Annotated in this window: 10 protein-coding genes; 4 read left to right on the plus strand and 6 right to left on the minus strand. The window is 69.6% G+C overall.

The genetic code is table 11. From position 1 onward, the window contains the following. Positions 1 to 47 precede the first annotated feature (47 nt). From J7E91_RS27740 to J7E91_RS27755, 4 genes are all read left to right on the plus strand, one after another. Positions 48 to 3,932: an endo-alpha-N-acetylgalactosaminidase family protein gene (locus tag J7E91_RS27740; RefSeq protein WP_214909304.1), complete on the plus strand. Its 3,885-nt coding sequence runs from the start codon at positions 48 to 50 to the stop codon at positions 3,930 to 3,932. Positions 3,933 to 4,422: 490 nt separating this feature from the next. Next, positions 4,423 to 6,792 carry a polysaccharide lyase 8 family protein gene (locus tag J7E91_RS27745; protein ID WP_374224788.1) on the plus strand — a complete coding sequence of 790 codons (2,370 nt, stop codon included), beginning with the start codon at positions 4,423 to 4,425 and terminating at the stop codon, positions 6,790 to 6,792. A 164-nt stretch (positions 6,793 to 6,956) separates the two neighbouring features. Next, entirely contained in the window at positions 6,957 to 8,540 is a 1,584-nt protein-coding gene (locus J7E91_RS27750; protein ID WP_214909306.1) for an acyl-CoA carboxylase subunit beta, read from the plus strand. 26 nt (positions 8,541 to 8,566) lie between these two features. After that, positions 8,567 to 8,761 carry an acyl-CoA carboxylase subunit epsilon gene (locus tag J7E91_RS27755; protein WP_214909307.1) on the plus strand — a complete coding sequence of 65 codons (195 nt, stop codon included), beginning with the start codon at positions 8,567 to 8,569 and terminating at the stop codon, positions 8,759 to 8,761. A gap of 77 nt (positions 8,762 to 8,838) precedes the next feature. Here the strand turns inward: J7E91_RS27755 and J7E91_RS27760 are convergent, their stop codons facing one another. From J7E91_RS27760 to J7E91_RS27785, 6 genes are all read right to left on the minus strand, one after another. Further along, positions 8,839 to 9,420, minus strand: coding sequence for an ATP/GTP-binding protein (locus tag J7E91_RS27760; RefSeq protein ID WP_028813754.1), 582 nt, complete (start codon positions 9,418 to 9,420; stop codon positions 8,839 to 8,841). Continuing rightward, positions 9,401 to 9,955, minus strand: coding sequence for a DUF742 domain-containing protein (locus tag J7E91_RS27765; RefSeq protein ID WP_214909308.1), 555 nt, complete (start codon positions 9,953 to 9,955; stop codon positions 9,401 to 9,403). The genes J7E91_RS27760 and J7E91_RS27765 overlap by 20 nt, the downstream gene beginning before the upstream one ends. 93 nt (positions 9,956 to 10,048) lie before the next feature. Further along, a complete protein-coding gene (locus J7E91_RS27770) occupies positions 10,049 to 10,462 on the minus strand; it encodes a roadblock/LC7 domain-containing protein (RefSeq protein ID WP_037649449.1) in 414 nt (137 codons plus the stop codon). Between the two features lie 10 nt (positions 10,463 to 10,472). Next, on the minus strand, positions 10,473 to 13,643 hold the full coding sequence (locus J7E91_RS27775; protein ID WP_214909309.1) for a nitrate- and nitrite sensing domain-containing protein: 3,171 nt from the start codon (positions 13,641 to 13,643) through the stop codon (positions 10,473 to 10,475). A 339-nt stretch (positions 13,644 to 13,982) separates the two neighbouring features. Further along, on the minus strand, positions 13,983 to 14,564 hold the full coding sequence (locus J7E91_RS27780; protein WP_214909311.1) for an ATP/GTP-binding protein: 582 nt from the start codon (positions 14,562 to 14,564) through the stop codon (positions 13,983 to 13,985). Beyond that, positions 14,545 to 14,952 (minus strand): DUF742 domain-containing protein, encoded by a 408-nt coding sequence (locus J7E91_RS27785; protein WP_028813750.1) that lies wholly within the window; start codon positions 14,950 to 14,952, stop codon positions 14,545 to 14,547. The genes J7E91_RS27780 and J7E91_RS27785 overlap by 20 nt, the downstream gene beginning before the upstream one ends. Between the last annotated feature and the right edge of the window lie 96 nt (positions 14,953 to 15,048).

Here is a 15,048-nt window from a genome sequence, read left to right on the forward strand (position 1 = left end):
GCACGACTTCGTTGACGGTGGTGAGAGCGGAGGACTACGCAGTCCTCATGTCACGAAGATTCAGAGCGGCGTGCGCTGTCGCAGCCGCATCGTCCGCCGTATTCGCCCTGGCCGGACCCGCCCTCCCGGCCGGGGCCGAGCCTCCCGTCGCCGCCCCGGCCGCCGACCTCGTCATCGGCTCCGCGCAGCTCTCGGTCGCCGTGGCCAAGGACTTCCCACGGGTCGTCTCCTACACCGACCGGGCGGGCGGCGCCCGGCTCCTCGGCAGTACGAAACCCGTCACCGAGATCACCCTCAACGGCAAGGCGTACGCCGTCGAGGTACAAGGCGGCGAACCGGTCGTCGGGGCCGACAGTGCGGCGTACACCCTCGTCTTCCCGGCCCTCGCGGGTGTGGAGATCGACGCGAAGCTGTCCGTCGCCGGGCGGGCGACGACCTTCGAGGTCACCGCGGTACGGGACACCGAGGCGTTCCGGGTCGGGACCCTCGACATACCCGGCCACGACCTCGTCTCCGTCGGCAGCCGGGACGGCGGCGCCGAGACGGCGTTCACCCGGCTCGACCCCGACTCGACGAAGACCGCCGACGTCTTCGCCGAGGTCACGGACGGGACGGCGGCCGAAGCCGCGCCCGTCGGGGCCTCGTACGCCATCGTCAACACGGACCAGCTCGCCGCGGCCGTCGAGTCGAACTCCTCGTACGACATACCGAGCGGCCCGACCAACGGCGACGACGCCCGCTTCTGGCACCAGGCCCGCAAGGCCGCCGACGGCAGCGTGCGCCTCGGCGTGTGGTCCGGCCAGTGGACCTACCGGGGCGCCGGCGCACCCGCCCCCGCCTCCGGCGCGGACCTGCCGTGGGCCAAGATCGTCGTCACGCCCGACGCCAACGGAGACCAGACCGTCGACTGGCAGGACGGCGCCGTCGCCTTCCGCGAGATCGGCGTGAAGGCACCGGGCAGCGACGAGACCCCGGACCGCGTCATCACCCACATCCCCTTCAACTTCGCGAGCCAGGCCACGCACCCCTTCCTCCGTACCCTCGACGACGTCAAGCGGGTGTCGCTGGCGACGGACGGGCTCGGGCAGCTCGCCCTGCTGAAGGGGTACGGGTCCGAGGGACACGACTCGGCGCACCCCGACTACGGCGGCAACTACAACAAGCGCGCCGGCGGTCTCACCGACCTCAACAAGCTGCTCAGGAGCGGAAAGAAGTGGGGTGCCACCTTCGGGGTCCACGTCAACCAGACCGAGGCGTACCCGGAGGCGAACGCCTTCAGCGAGACCCTCGTCAACAAGAACGCCCCCGGCTGGAACTGGCTCAACCAGAGCTACTACATCGACCAGCGCCGCGACCTCAACAGCGGTGACATGGCACGCAGGTTCCAGCAGTTGCGCGACGAGACCGACCCCAACCTCAGCCTGCTCTACATCGACGTCTACTACACGCACGGCTGGATCGCCGACAAGACGATGGCCGAGGTCGGTGCCCAGGGCTGGAACGTCGCCACCGAGTGGGCCGACAAGTTCGAGCGGACCTCCCTCTGGTCGCACTGGGCCAACGACCTGAGCTACGGCGGGGCGACCAACAAGGGCCTCAACTCGCAGATCATCCGGTTCATCCGCAACGGCGAGAAGGACGTCTGGAACGCCGATCCGGTCCTGGGCCAGACAGCGCTGGAGGACTTCGAGGGCTGGACCGGCGAGACCGACTGGACGAAGTTCTCGGCGAACATCTGGCAGAAGAACCTGCCCGCCAAGTTCCTCCAGCATTACGACATCCAGCGCTGGGACAAGGCCAGAAACACCATCGACTTCACCGACGGCGTCCGCGGCACGGTGGAGAACGGCAGGCGGACGGTCACGGTCGGCGGCGCGAAGGTCCTCGACGGGGACAGGTACCTGCTGCCGTGGCAGGGCAAGAAGCTCTACCACTACAACAAGCAGGGGGGCGCCAGCACCTGGGAGCTGCCGGAGAAGTACCGCAAGGCCGACGCCTTCACCGTCTACAGGCTGACCGACAACGGCCGGGTGAACGCCGGGACGGCAGAGGTGAACGACGGCAAGGTCACGCTGGACGCCACGGCAGGTCAGCCGTACGTCCTCTACCCGCGGGGCCGCGCCCCCGAGGCGCGCGACACCGCCTGGGGCGAGGGCACCAGAATCAAGGACCCCGGCTTCAACGACGCCGGGCTCGACGGCTGGAAGAAGACCGGAGCCGTCGAACGGGACACCGACAGTCAGGGGCGCAACAGCGCCGAGCTGAGCGGTACGGGCACGGCCTCCGTGCAGCAGCGCGTCTCCGGTCTGAAGCCCGGCGCGCGCTACACGGCGTCCGCCTGGCTGGAGGTCGAGCCGGGCAAGGAGCGGCGTACGACACTCTCGGCGGGTGGTGAGGAGAGAGTGATCGAGCGGTCCACCGCCAGGGAACAGACCGCCGCGAACGACTGGCACGGTTCGTACTTCCAGCGCGCCAAGGTCAACTTCACCGCGCCCGCGTCCGGCGCCACCACCTTCCGGGTCGAGGTGGCGAAGGGGAGTACGGAGGAGGCGAGTGCGGCGAGGGTCCGGATCGACGACGTAAGACTCGTCGCGAACGCGCCCGCGACCAAGCCGGGCACGGTCGTGTACGACGACTTCGAGGCCGTCGACCAGGGCTGGGGGCCCTTCTTCAAGGGCAACGCGGGCGGCGTCACGGACCCCCGCACCCACGTCGCGCAGAAGCACGCCCCGTACACCCAGGCGGGCTGGAACGGGAAACGAATCGACGACGTACTCGGGGGCTCCGAGTCCCTGAAGTCCCACGACGAGAACACCGGTCTCGTCTACCGGACCGGGCCGGGCACCGTCCCGATGAAGGAAGGGCGGAGCTACCGCGTGGAGTTCGACTACCAGTCGAGTCACGCCGACGCGTACGAGTGGGTGACGGGGTACGACCGGATCGGCGCCGACGGTGTTCCTGCCTCGGTCGAGACACGGCGTACTCCCATCGGGACGAAGACCACGACGACCCACCTGTCCGAGACCGTCACGGCGGGCTGTGGCGACACCTGGACCGGCCTGCGCAAGAAGGGCGGCGCGCCGGACGGCGCGGACTTCGTCCTCGACGGCTTCACGGTCACCGACCTGGGGCCCGCCCCGGAGAAGGCCGCATGCGGCACCCTCTCGCTGGCGGCCGCGCAGGACACCCTGGAGCCCGGTCGGAAGAACGAGGTCAAGGCCACCTTCACCAACTTCGAGGCGGCGCCGGCCACGGGTGTTTCGGTGAGCCTGTCCCTGCCGGACGGCTGGCGGGCGGAGCCTGCGGGGGCGGTGGAGTTCGCGACGGTCGCGGCGGGGGCGAAGGCGGTGGCGACGTGGCAGGTGACGCCGCCGGTGGACGCGGAGTACCGGGCGTACAGCCTGCGTTCGGAGGCGGCGTACAGCGTGGGCGGCGAGCCGCGAAAGCTGGGTGCGACCGCTTCTGTACGTACGCTGCCGCCTCCGCCGGCCGTCGATACGTATGCCAGTGACCATGACTGGACGTCGATGGAGAACGGCTGGGGTCCGGCCGAGCGCGACATGTCCAACGGCGGGACGGCGGCGGGTGACGGCAAGCCGCTGACTGTCAACGGCACGGTGTTCGCCAAGGGCCTCGGCACCGCGTCACCGGGGAAGATCCGCTACTACCTGGGCGGGAAGTGCACGTCCTTCACCGCACAGGTGGGGCAGGACGACTCCCAGGGGACGCGCGGGAGTGTGCAGTTCAGCGTCGCCGCGGACGGTGTGGAGAGGGTGAAGTCGCCGGTGCTGCGGGCGGCGGACAGTGCGTGGTCGCTGACGGCGGATGTGGCCGGGGCGAAGTACGTCGACCTGCTGACGGGGGACGGCGGGGACGGCCCCGGCAACGACCACGCGGACTGGGGGAACGCGCGCTTCCACTGCGGGGGGTGACGGGCCCCCGGGGGGCGGGGTGCGGCGCGACGCGACGCGGTGCCGTGCGGCAAGCGTGCCGGGGTGCAGGGGTGCCGCTGCGCGGGGCCTTTCCCCACCCCGCCCCTTCCCGAACCGGGGCTCCGCCCCGGACCCCGCTCCCAAGCGCCGGAGGGGCTGAAGACGGCCGGGGGCGAGTTTTGCGGCGCTGCCCGCAAAACTCCGCCCGCGCCGCGGCGACGATCCAGCCTGCGCCGCGGCAACCATCCAGCCCGTCCGGCGTTTGAGGACACGCCCGTAGGGCGTCCGGGGGTCTGGGGGCTTGCCCCCAGTTTCGGGAAGGGGCGGGTCGGGGAAACAGCGCCGCAGGCACCCGCACCGCACCGCCGGCGCCCCCCCGCCAGGAGTAAGCGCTTTCCGGCAACCCCGTCCTGGGCATTGAATGCGCCCCGAACCCCGTGCTACACCATCGGGCACAGGTCTAAACCACCCCCGCCCGGAGGTCGTCCACGTGCCGCCCACCCCGCCCTGGTCCCGCCGCACCTTCCTCGCCACCACCTCCGCCACCGCACTCGGCCTGGCCCTCACCGGGCACGCCCCCGCGCAAGCGGCAGAACCCGCCGACGAGTTCGACACGCTCCGCCGACGCTGGGTCGAGCTCTCGCTCGGCACCGGCTTCGACGCGGCCGCCGAGCCGTACGCGTCCCGCCTCAAGGAGACCGGCCGCCTCGCCGCAGGCTTCCGCGCGACCATGGCCCCGGCCGGCAACTCCCTCTGGCCCGGCTACTCCTTCGACCCGCCCGCCGGCATCACCCAGAGCTACGGCCGCCTGTGGACCATGACCCAGGCCTACCTCCAGCCCGGCACCGGACTCACCGCCGACGCGGGCCTCCGCGCCGACATCGTCCGCGGCCTCGACCACCTCTCCGCCAAGATCTACAACCCCTCCACCACCCGCTACGGCAACTGGTGGGAGTGGCAGATCGGCAGCCCCCGCCTCCTCATGGACATCGTCGCCGCCCTCCACGACCACCTCACCGACGCCCAGCGCCAAGCCGCCTGCGCCGCCGTCGACCACTTCATCCCCGACTCCATGCTCACCACGTACTCCGGCACGAGCACCGGCGCCAACCGCGTCGACCTCTGCCGCTCCGTCGCCCTGCGCGGCGTCCTCGGCCGCAGCCCGGCGAAGATCGCCCTCGCTCGCGACGCCCTCTCGCCCGTCTTCCCGTACGTCACCAAGGGCGACGGCCTGTACGCCGACGGATCCTTCGTCCAGCACACCTGGGTCGCCTACTCCGGTACGTACGGCCAGGTCATGCTCGACGGGCTCGGCCGCCTCTTCACCCTCCTCGCCGGCTCCACCTGGGCCGTCACCGACCCGAACCGCCAGATCATCCTCGACTCCGTCGAGAACGCCTACGCGCCCCTCATCTACAACGGCCTGATGATGGACAGCGTCAACGGCCGTGCCATCAGCCGCGGTTACCTCAAGAACGACGACCGCAAGGTCATGCGCAGCGACCACTTCCACGGGCAGGGACTCATCGCCGCCATCCCGCTGCTCGCGGGCGGCGCGTCGAAGGCCGAGCGCGAGCGCTGGACCGCCATGGTCAAGGGCTGGATCGAGCGTGACCGTACGACGCCACTGCTCACCGCGCCCCAGTTCAACGTCGCCGACCTCTCCCGGCTGCACGCCGTCGCCGCATCGCCCATCGCCGCCGCCCCCGAGCCCGTCGCGCACAAGCTCTTCGCCTCCATGGACCGGGCCGTGCACCGGCGGCCCGGCTGGGCGGCCGGCATCTCGATGGCCTCGGAGCGGATCTCGTACTACGAGTGCGGCAACGGCGAGAATCCGCGCGGCTGGCACACCGGCGCCGGAATGCTCTACTGGTGGCCGGGGGAGAAGGCGAACGACCAGTACACCGACTGGTTCTGGCCCACCGTCGACTTCTACCGCCTCCCCGGAACCACCGTGTCCACCAAGCGACTTGCCGACAAAGCGGGCGGCGAATGGGGGGCGCCGAAGCCCGCCACCCAGTGGGTCGGCGGCGCCACCGACGGCGAGTTCGCCGCCGTCGGCCAGCACCTCAAGGGCCTCGGCTCCACCCTCGAAGCCCGCAAGTCGTGGTTCTGCCTGGCCGATACGGTCGTCTGCCTCGGCGCCGGCATCACCTCCACCGACGGCGTACCCGCCGAGACGATCGTCGACAACCGGATGCTGGGAGAGGGGGGTACGAACGTCCTCACCGTCGACGACGACCACGCCGGCCCCCGCTGGGCCCACCTCGAAGGCCATGGCGGCTGGGTCTTCCCCGGAGCCGGCGGCGCGGGCGGCGCGGACCTGAAGACCCTGCGCGAGGACCGCACCGGCTCCTGGAGCGACATCAACACCACCAGCACCACCGAGCGCCGCACCCGCCGCTACCAGACCCTCTGGCTCGACCACGGCACCGACCCGGTGGACGCCGACTACGCCTACCTCCTGATGCCGGGTGCGTCCCGGCGTACCGTCGCCGCCCGCTCGGCCGACCGCGACTGGCTGGACATCCTCGCCAACAACCGCGCCGTCCAGGCCGTGGCGATCCGTTCCCTCGGTGTCGCGGCCGCCAACTTCTGGCAGCCGGGTACGGTGGAGCGGCTCACGGCGACCGCCCCGGCGAGTGTGCTCGTACGCGCCAAGCGGCGCACCGCGACCCTCGTCGTCAGCGAGCCGACGCGCACCGGGCAGCCCCTGGAGATCACCTGGGAGCGCCGCAGCGTCCGTGTCGTCTCGAAGGACCCCGGCGTCGAAGTGCTGTCCACCGGTCGTACGCTGAAGCTCCGCGTCACGCCGGGGACGGCCGGAGCCGGCCACCGCTGTGAGGTGGCTCTCAGCTGACGCCCCTGTAGGTCCTTGTCGGACCCCCACAATCATCGACGTCCATGAGCTGGTACTTAGGCTGCATGGGCGGATGGTTCTGTCCAGTGGTGACAGGAGAACGGGCCGGAGACTGTGAAGAGTCGACGGCCTGTTTTTCTTGTACTCCTTCGTAGGGTCGGTACATGACCGTTTTGGACGAGACCCCGAGCGAGCCCACCGACGCCCGAGGCCGGGTGGCCGAGCTGCTGGCGCTGCGCGAGCAGGCCCGCCGCGGCCCCAGTGACCGGGCGACCGAGGCCCAGCACGCCAAGGGCAAGCTGACCGCCCGTGAGCGCATCGAGCTGCTGCTGGACCCGGGTACGTTCAAGGAGGTCGAGCAGCTGCGCCGGCACCGGGCGACCGGGTTCGGCCTGGAGGCCAAGAAGCCGTACACCGACGGTGTCATCACCGGCTGGGGCACGGTGGAGGGCCGCACGGTCTTCGTCTACGCCCACGACTTCCGGATCTTCGGCGGCGCGCTGGGCGAGGCCCACGCCACCAAGATCCACAAGATCATGGACATGGCCATCTCGGCCGGTGCCCCGCTGGTCTCCCTGAACGACGGCGCCGGCGCCCGCATCCAGGAGGGCGTCTCCGCCCTCGCCGGTTACGGCGGCATCTTCCAGCGCAACACCCGCGCCTCCGGTGTCATCCCGCAGATCAGCGTGATGCTCGGCCCGTGCGCGGGCGGCGCGGCGTACAGCCCGGCCCTCACCGACTTCGTCTTCATGGTCCGCGAGACCTCGCAGATGTTCATCACGGGCCCGGACGTCGTCCGTGCCGTGACCGGTGAGGAGATCACCCAGAACGGCCTCGGCGGCGCCGACGTGCACGCCGAGACCTCGGGCGTCGCGCACTTCGCGTACGACGACGAGGAGACCTGCATCGCCGAGGTCCGCTACCTGATCTCGATGCTGCCGTCCAACAACCGCGAGAACCCGCCGACGGTCGAGTCCGAGGACCCGGCGGACCGCCGCTCGGACGTGCTCCTTGACCTGGTGCCGGCCGACGGCAACCGCCCGTACGACATGCGCAAGGTCATCGAGGAGCTCGTCGACGACGGCGACTTCCTGGAGATCCACGAGCGCTGGGCCACCAACATCATCTGCACGCTGGCCCGCCTCGGCGGTCAGGTCGTCGGCATCGTCGCCAACCAGCCGCAGTCCCTGGCCGGTGTCCTCGACATCGAGGCCAGCGAGAAGTCCGCGCGCTTCGTCCAGATGTGCGACGCGTTCAACATCCCGATCGTCACTCTGTTGGACGTCCCCGGCTTCCTGCCGGGCGTCGATCAGGAGCACGGTGGGATCATCCGCCACGGCGCCAAGCTGCTGTACGCCTACTGCAACGCCACCGTGCCCCGGATCTCCCTGATCCTGCGAAAGGCCTACGGAGGTGCGTACATCGTCATGGACTCCCAGTCCATCGGTGCCGACCTCACCTACGCCTGGCCCACCAACGAGATCGCGGTGATGGGCGCCGAAGGTGCCGCCAACGTCATCTTCCGCAAGCAGATCGCCGAGGCCGAGGACCCCGAGGCCATGCGTGCCCGCATGGTCAAGGAGTACAAGGCCGAGCTGATGCACCCCTACTACGCCGCCGAGCGCGGCCTGGTCGACGACGTGATCGACCCGGCCGAGACGCGCGAGGTCCTGATCGCCTCGCTCGCGATGCTCCGCAACAAGCACGCAGACCTGCCGTCGCGCAAGCACGGCAACCCCCCGCAGTAATCCTGCGACGAAGACGGAGAGACTCCATGACCGAATCCTTGCTGCGCGTCGAGAAGGGCCACGCCGAGCCCGAGGAGCTGGCCGCGATCACCGCGATCCTGATGGCCCGCGCCGCGAACCGCTCCGACGCCGTCGCCCCGGCGCACCGCCGCTCCACGGCCGGCTGGCGCCGCCTGGAGCGCACGCCCGGCTTCCGCGCGCCGCACAGCTGGCAGGGCTGAGCCCCACAGCTTTTCAGCTCGTACGACGAAGGCCCCCGTCCACTCCTCGGAGTGGCGGGGGCCTTTCTCGTCCGTACCTACCGCAGCCGCGCCATCAGGGCGTGCTCGACGAGCGTGATCAGCGCGCTCTTGGCGTCCGCGCGGTGGCGGGCGTCGGTGGTGAGGATCGGGGTGTCGGGGCCGATCTGCAGGGCCTCGCGCACCTCGTCGGGGTTGTACGGCTGGTGGCCGTCGAAGCCGTTGAGGGCGATGACGAACGGCAGCCCGCTGTTCTCGAAGTAGTCGACGGCGGGGAAGCAGTCGGCGAGCCTCCTCGTGTCGACCAGGACGACAGCGCCGATGGCACCGCGCACGAGGTCGTCCCACATGAACCAGAAGCGGTCCTGACCGGGCGTACCGAAGAGGTACAGGATCAGGTCCTGGTCCAGGGTGATACGGCCGAAGTCCATGGCCACCGTGGTGGTGGTCTTGTCCCCGGTGTGAGTGAGGTCGTCGATACCCGCCGATGCGGACGTCATGACGGCCTCGGTGCGCAGCGGGTTGATCTCCGAGACGGCTCCGACGAACGTGGTCTTGCCCACGCCGAAACCGCCCGCCACCACGATCTTCGCGGAGGTTGTGGAGCGGGCTGCTCCGCTGCTAGAGCTTGCGAAGTCCACTGAGCACCCTTTCGAGCAGTGTCACGTCTGGCTGACCGCCGGCGGACTCGTCGCCGCCGGGCTGGTGAATGGCTACAAGTCCGGCCTCTGCCAGGTCGGCGACGAGGATCCGGGCAACCCCGAGGGGGATGGTGAGAAGTGCCGAGATCTCGGCGACCGACTTGATCTCCCGGCACAGATGGCAGATCCGCTGATGCTCGGGCAACTGCCCTTGCAGACGTGACGGGTCCGCCGTGGTACTGACCAGTGCCTCGATGGCGAGCTGGTAGCGCGGCCTGGTGCGACCGCCGGTCATGGCGTACGGCCGGACCAGCGGGTTGTGGTTCGCCTGCGAGGCGGCGGGCGCGGGAGCCCGCCGCGACTGCGCCGACTGGATGCGCTGCTGCTGCGGCTGCCGCTGCTGCGGCGGCTGCTCGTACTGCTGCGGCCGGCTCGGCGCGGAGGGGAAGTTGAACCTGTTGTGCGAGGTATCACCCTGATTCTGACCCTGGCCGTAAGGCCAGTTGGCCGAAGAACCATCCGGGGGTGTTGCCACGTTTCCTCCTCCGACTGCCGGGCGCCAAATCGCTGTTGGTGCCGCGTTCTCGAACATTAAAGCCCGCGGACACCAAAGCGCACTCTCTGTCTGCTAGTTGAGAAGACTTCCTTGCAGCTCGGCGCGCAGGTCCGGGGTGAGGACGCTGCCGGCCCTGTCCACCAGGAGAGCCATCTCGTAACCCACGAGACCGATGTCGGCCTCCGGGTGGGCGAGCACGGCCAGCGAGGAGCCGTCCGAGATCGACATGAGGAAGAGGAAGCCGCGCTCCATCTCCACCACGGTCTGGTTGACCGCGCCGCCCTCGAAGATCCGGGACGCACCCGCCGTCAGCGAAGTCAGTCCGGAGGCCACCGCTGCCAGTTGGTCGGCGCGGTCCCGGGGGAAGCCTTCGGACATCGCCAGCAGGAGTCCGTCGGCGGAGACCACCACCGTGTGCGACACCCCGGGGGTGTTGTCCACGAAGTTGGTGATCAACCAGTTCAGATTCTGCGCCGCCTGGCTCATCGGGCTCACACTAACGCTCCTGGTTGTAGGTGTTGCCATGGCCACCGTTCTGATCGTAGGTGGCCGCCGTGTTCGTGTCCGTTCCCGCGTTCCGTCCCTGCTGGACACCGCGGCGCAGGTTGCTCAACCTGCCCCGCACGTCCTCGGGAGCGCGGGAGACCTGGGGGCCGCCCTGCGGGGTCTGCTCCGCGGTTCCCTCGACCAGGTTGGCCTTGGGCACCCGCCGGGGGAGACCGGAGGAGGTGACTCCGCCCGCCTTGGGCTCACGGAGCTTCTCCGCCCGCTGCCAGCGCTCGTCGTTCGACGACCGCCAGTCATCGGTTCCGCTGCTCTTCCCGTCCCCGTCCTGCTGCGGCGCGTTCTGCTGCGGCTGCTGGGCGACGACCGGCTGCTGCTGCTGAACCGCGTCCTGTCCGGCGGCCTCCCCACCGGGCTGCCAGTGCTGCTGGCCGCCACGCCGCGGGAGGCCGACGTCGGTCAGCGGGTGGCCGGGGGCCGGGGCGGAATCCGGACGGTCGAAGCCTACGCGTTCCCGGTCGTTCGCGGGAGCGCCCGGCGCAGATTCCGGTTCCGACTCGAACTCCGGTTCGTACGCGTTCTGGTAGGAACCCTGGTCCTGCCAGTTTCCCTGGTGGGAGGGGGAATCGTACGTGTCTTCGTACGTGGCCTGGGGCGCCGCCGGGTCCTGGTACTCGGCGTCCGGATACGTCTGGTACGCCGGGTAGTCGTCGTACCCGCCCTGGTCGTACGCCGGCTGCTGAGGCTGCTCGTACTGCTGCTGCGGGTCCTCGTACGACTGCTGCGGGTCGTCGTACGACCCCTGCTGCTGCATCTCGTCACGGAACAGCGGGCGGTCGCCGGTGACCTGCGCCCCCAGCTGCGCACGCCGCTCCCCGCGCATCAGCGAGCGGCCCACCGGGTCCAGCTGCGTGTCGTCGCCCTCGTTGCCGTAGCGCGAGTCGTCGAAGCCCAGCTCGGCCGCGGTGCGCATCGGAGCGCTCTCGTACGCCTGCTGCTCGGGAATGATCGAGGAGACCGTGAAGTCGTCGTGCGGGAGCGGCTCGCCACCGCCACCGTGGGTGATCGCGTCCGGGAGCATGACCAGCGACGTCGTACCGGCCTGCTCGCCCGAGGGCCGGAGCTGGACGCGGATGCTGTGCCGGTCCGCGAGGCGGCCGACCACGAACAGGCCCATGCGCTGCGAGACGGCGGCGTCCACGGTCGGCGGGTTCGCCAGCTTGTGGTTGATGTCCGCGAAGTCCTCGGCGGTGAGGCCGATGCCCTTGTCGTGGATCTCGATCATGACGCGGCCGTCGGGCAGCCGGGTCGCGGTGACGCGCACCTTCGTCTGCGGCGAGGAGAACGTGGTGGCGTTCTCCAGGAGCTCGGCCAGCAGGTGCACGAGGTCGGTCACGGCCTGGCCGTGGATCTCCGACTCCGGTACGCCGGTGAGCTCGATGCGCTCGTACATCTCCACCTCGGAGGAGGCGGCGCGCAGCACGTCGACCAGCGGAACCGGCTGGTTCCAGCGGCGGCCCGGCTCCTCGCCGGCGAGGACCAGGAGGTTCTCACCGTTGCGGCGCATACGGGTCGCGAGGTGGTCCAGCTTGAACAGGTTCTCCAGCTGGTCCGGGTCCGCCTCGTTGTTCTCGAGGTCGGTGATCAGCGTCAGCTGGCCCTCGATGAGGGACTGGTTGCGGCGCGAGAGGTTGGTGAAGATCGCGTTGACGTTGCCCCGCAGCATGGCCTGCTCGGCTGCGAGCCGCACGGCCTCGCGGTGCACCTGGTCGAAGGCGCGGGCGACCTCGCCGATCTCGTCGTGCGACGTGATCGGGATCGGCTCGACACGGGTGTCGACGCGGCCTGGCTCCGTACGGGAGAGCTGGTCGACCAGCATCGGCAGACGCTGCTCGGCGATGCCGAAGGCGGCGGTACGCAGCTGGCGCATCGCGTTGCTCATCTGGCGCGCCATCATGCCGGCCAGGATGACGGAGGCGAGCAGGGCGATGACGACGATCAGACCGTTGGTGATGGCGTCCGTCTTGGCGTCGGAGGAAATCGTCGCGGCCTCCTCCACCGCCTTGTCGACGAGGTCGTTCTCGATCTCGGTGTAGCCGTCGAACTTGGCGGTGGCCGCGGCCATCCACACCTCGGGCGTGACGCCCTGCGCCTTGAGGCCCGAGGGCTTGCCCTGGCCGATCTTCCCGGCCATCCCGTCGAGGATCGAGCCGTTCTTGCTCGGCGGCGTCACGAACGGGACGCCGGCCTGGTCGGCCTGCTGCTTGGCGGCGGCGAGCTTCTTGGCGCCGTCCTCCGCCTTGCCCTTCATGATGCGCTTGAGCTTGTCGGTGTCTTCCTGCGTACCGCCGGAGACGTACTCGCCGAGGGCGATCTGCTCCAGGTAGTTGTACGAGTTGAACGCGACCGTCTGCTGCGCGAGCTTCTCCGGGTCACCGCTCGGGCGGACCAGGAGGTGCATGCCGATGGAGCGCTGGAGCGATGCGGCGGCCTTCGCGAGCTGGACGGCGTAGACCGTACGGCCGTAGGCGGTGATGTTGCCGGTGCCCAGCCCCAGCTCGTTCGACAGCTCCATCAGGGAGTGCTGGATCTGGACGTAACCCTCTTCGGTCTTCACCGGGTCGAGGGCCTCGCTGTACGCGGCCTTGCGGAGCGCGGCGAGCTTCGGCTCCTCCTTCGCGAAGAGGCCGAGACGGCGTTCGAGGCCCTGCTTCTCGGGGATCTCCTTCGAGGCATCGGCGAACTTCTTCGCGGCCTCGTCGGTCACGGCGTACGCCTGGGTGACCTCGGAGCTCTTGCGCTTGCCCTGGAGGAGCGGGGCGGCCGTGAGGTCACGCTCGTTGAGCAGCGCCTGGCCGTACTCGGAAGCGGCGCGGACGAGGACTGCGGTCTTCTCGGCGTCCTGGGCTTCCTTCCAGGTGTCGATCGAGCCCTTGACCTGGAAGCCGCCCATGACAAGGCCGACCAGCACGGGGATGAGCAGGATCGCGTTCAGCCTGGTGGGCACGCGCCAGTTGCGCGGCGAAAACTTGCTGTTGCTGCCGCCGCTGCTCGCCGGCGCGGCAGCGGGCGAGGTCGCGGGCGACGTCGCTGTGCGCGGCGGCGGGGTGAAGTTGCCCCGCGCCTGCTGCTGTGCGGAGCTCGTCTTGCTGCTACGCCTCACTCGACCAACAACCTCTCGGCGCCGGCACCTACGTTGTGCCGTTTTTCTCGTTCAGGGCCGTACTACTCGGGAGTTCGACGAATTCCAGCACGGGGAGCGGCTGCGTTCCAAACAGGGGGAACCGACCATTCCGAGTGTTGTAAGCCTCAGATAAAACGGTCAAAAAGAGCGAGCCCCGCCAAATGGCGGGGCAGATGTGAGCGCAGTGACACCGCGCGAACGCGTGCGGTGGCGGTCGCGGCGCAATTCTCTTTCGAAACGTTATGAACACAGGGGCGGAGAGTGTCAAAGGACACAGTCCGCCCCCGATCCGCTACGACAACTGCCGTATGCGAGGGACTACTTGAGACGTGCCATCAGCGCGTGCTCCACGAGCGTGATCAAACCGCTCTTGGCGTCCGCCCGGTGGCGGGCGTCGGTGGTGATGATCGGAGTACCGGGGCCGATCTGCAGGGCCTCGCGCACCTCGTCCGGCGTGTACGGCTGGTGCCCCTCGAAGCCGTTGAGGGCGATGACGAACGGCAGCCCGCTGTTCTCGAAGTAGTCGACCGCCGGGAAGCAGTCGGCGAGACGACGGGTGTCCACCAGCACGATGGCGCCGATCGCGCCCCGTACGAGGTCGTCCCACATGAACCAGAAGCGGTCCTGACCGGGCGTACCGAAGAGGTACAGGATCAGGTCCTGGTCCAGGGTGATGCGGCCGAAGTCCATGGCGACGGTCGTCGTCGTCTTGCCACCGGTGTGCGTGAGGTCGTCGATACCGGCGCTCGCGCTGGTCATGACGGCCTCGGTGCGCAGCGGGTCGATCTCGGAGACGGCGCCCACGAACGTCGTCTTGCCGACGCCGAAGCCGCCCGCCACCACGATCTTCGCGGAGGTGGTGGAGCGGGCCGCTCCGCTGCTAGAGCTTCCGAAGTCCACTGAGCACCCTTTCCAGCAGCGTTACATCCGGCGTGCCGCCGGCCTCTCCATTACCCGGCTGGTGGATGGCCACCATGCCGGCCTCCGCCAGGTCGGCGACGAGGATGCGCGCGACACCGAGCGGCATCGACAGCAGCGCCGAAACCTCGGCCACCGACTTGACCTCGCGGCACAGGTGGCAGATCCGCTGGTGCTCGGGCAGCAGCGAGGAGAGGTGCGCGGGGTCGGCGGTTGTGCTGACCAGCGCCTCGATGGCGAGCTGGTAGCGCGGCCGGGTCCGGCCGCCGGTCATCGCGTACGGACGTACCAGCGGCTGGTCGCCTTCGTGATCGTACGACGCGTCGAGACGCACTCCGTACGGATCATGAGAGGCGGGGGGCGGGGTCATGGATCGATCCTCCGGGCATGACAGCAGTGGATGGGCCTGCCGTCTGACGGGGCCGGGGTGGGGGGCTTCTGCGCGGCCTGACGGTTTGTTTCTCGG

This window comes from Streptomyces sp. ISL-99, assembly GCF_018614005.1.
Classification (GTDB): domain Bacteria; phylum Actinomycetota; class Actinomycetes; order Streptomycetales; family Streptomycetaceae; genus Streptomyces; species Streptomyces flavidovirens.

Coding starts and splice junctions, on each gene's coding strand:
- J7E91_RS27740 (WP_214909304.1), top strand. CDS start 48: ATGTCACGAAGATTCAGAGCGGCGTGCGCTGTCGCAGCCGCATCGTCC.
- J7E91_RS27750 (WP_214909306.1), top strand. CDS start 6,957: ATGACCGTTTTGGACGAGACCCCGAGCGAGCCCACCGACGCCCGAGGC.
- J7E91_RS27755 (WP_214909307.1), top strand. CDS start 8,567: ATGACCGAATCCTTGCTGCGCGTCGAGAAGGGCCACGCCGAGCCCGAG.
- J7E91_RS27770 (WP_037649449.1), bottom strand. CDS start 10,462: ATGAGCCAGGCGGCGCAGAATCTGAACTGGTTGATCACCAACTTCGTG.
- J7E91_RS27785 (WP_028813750.1), bottom strand. CDS start 14,952: ATGACCCCGCCCCCCGCCTCTCATGATCCGTACGGAGTGCGTCTCGAC.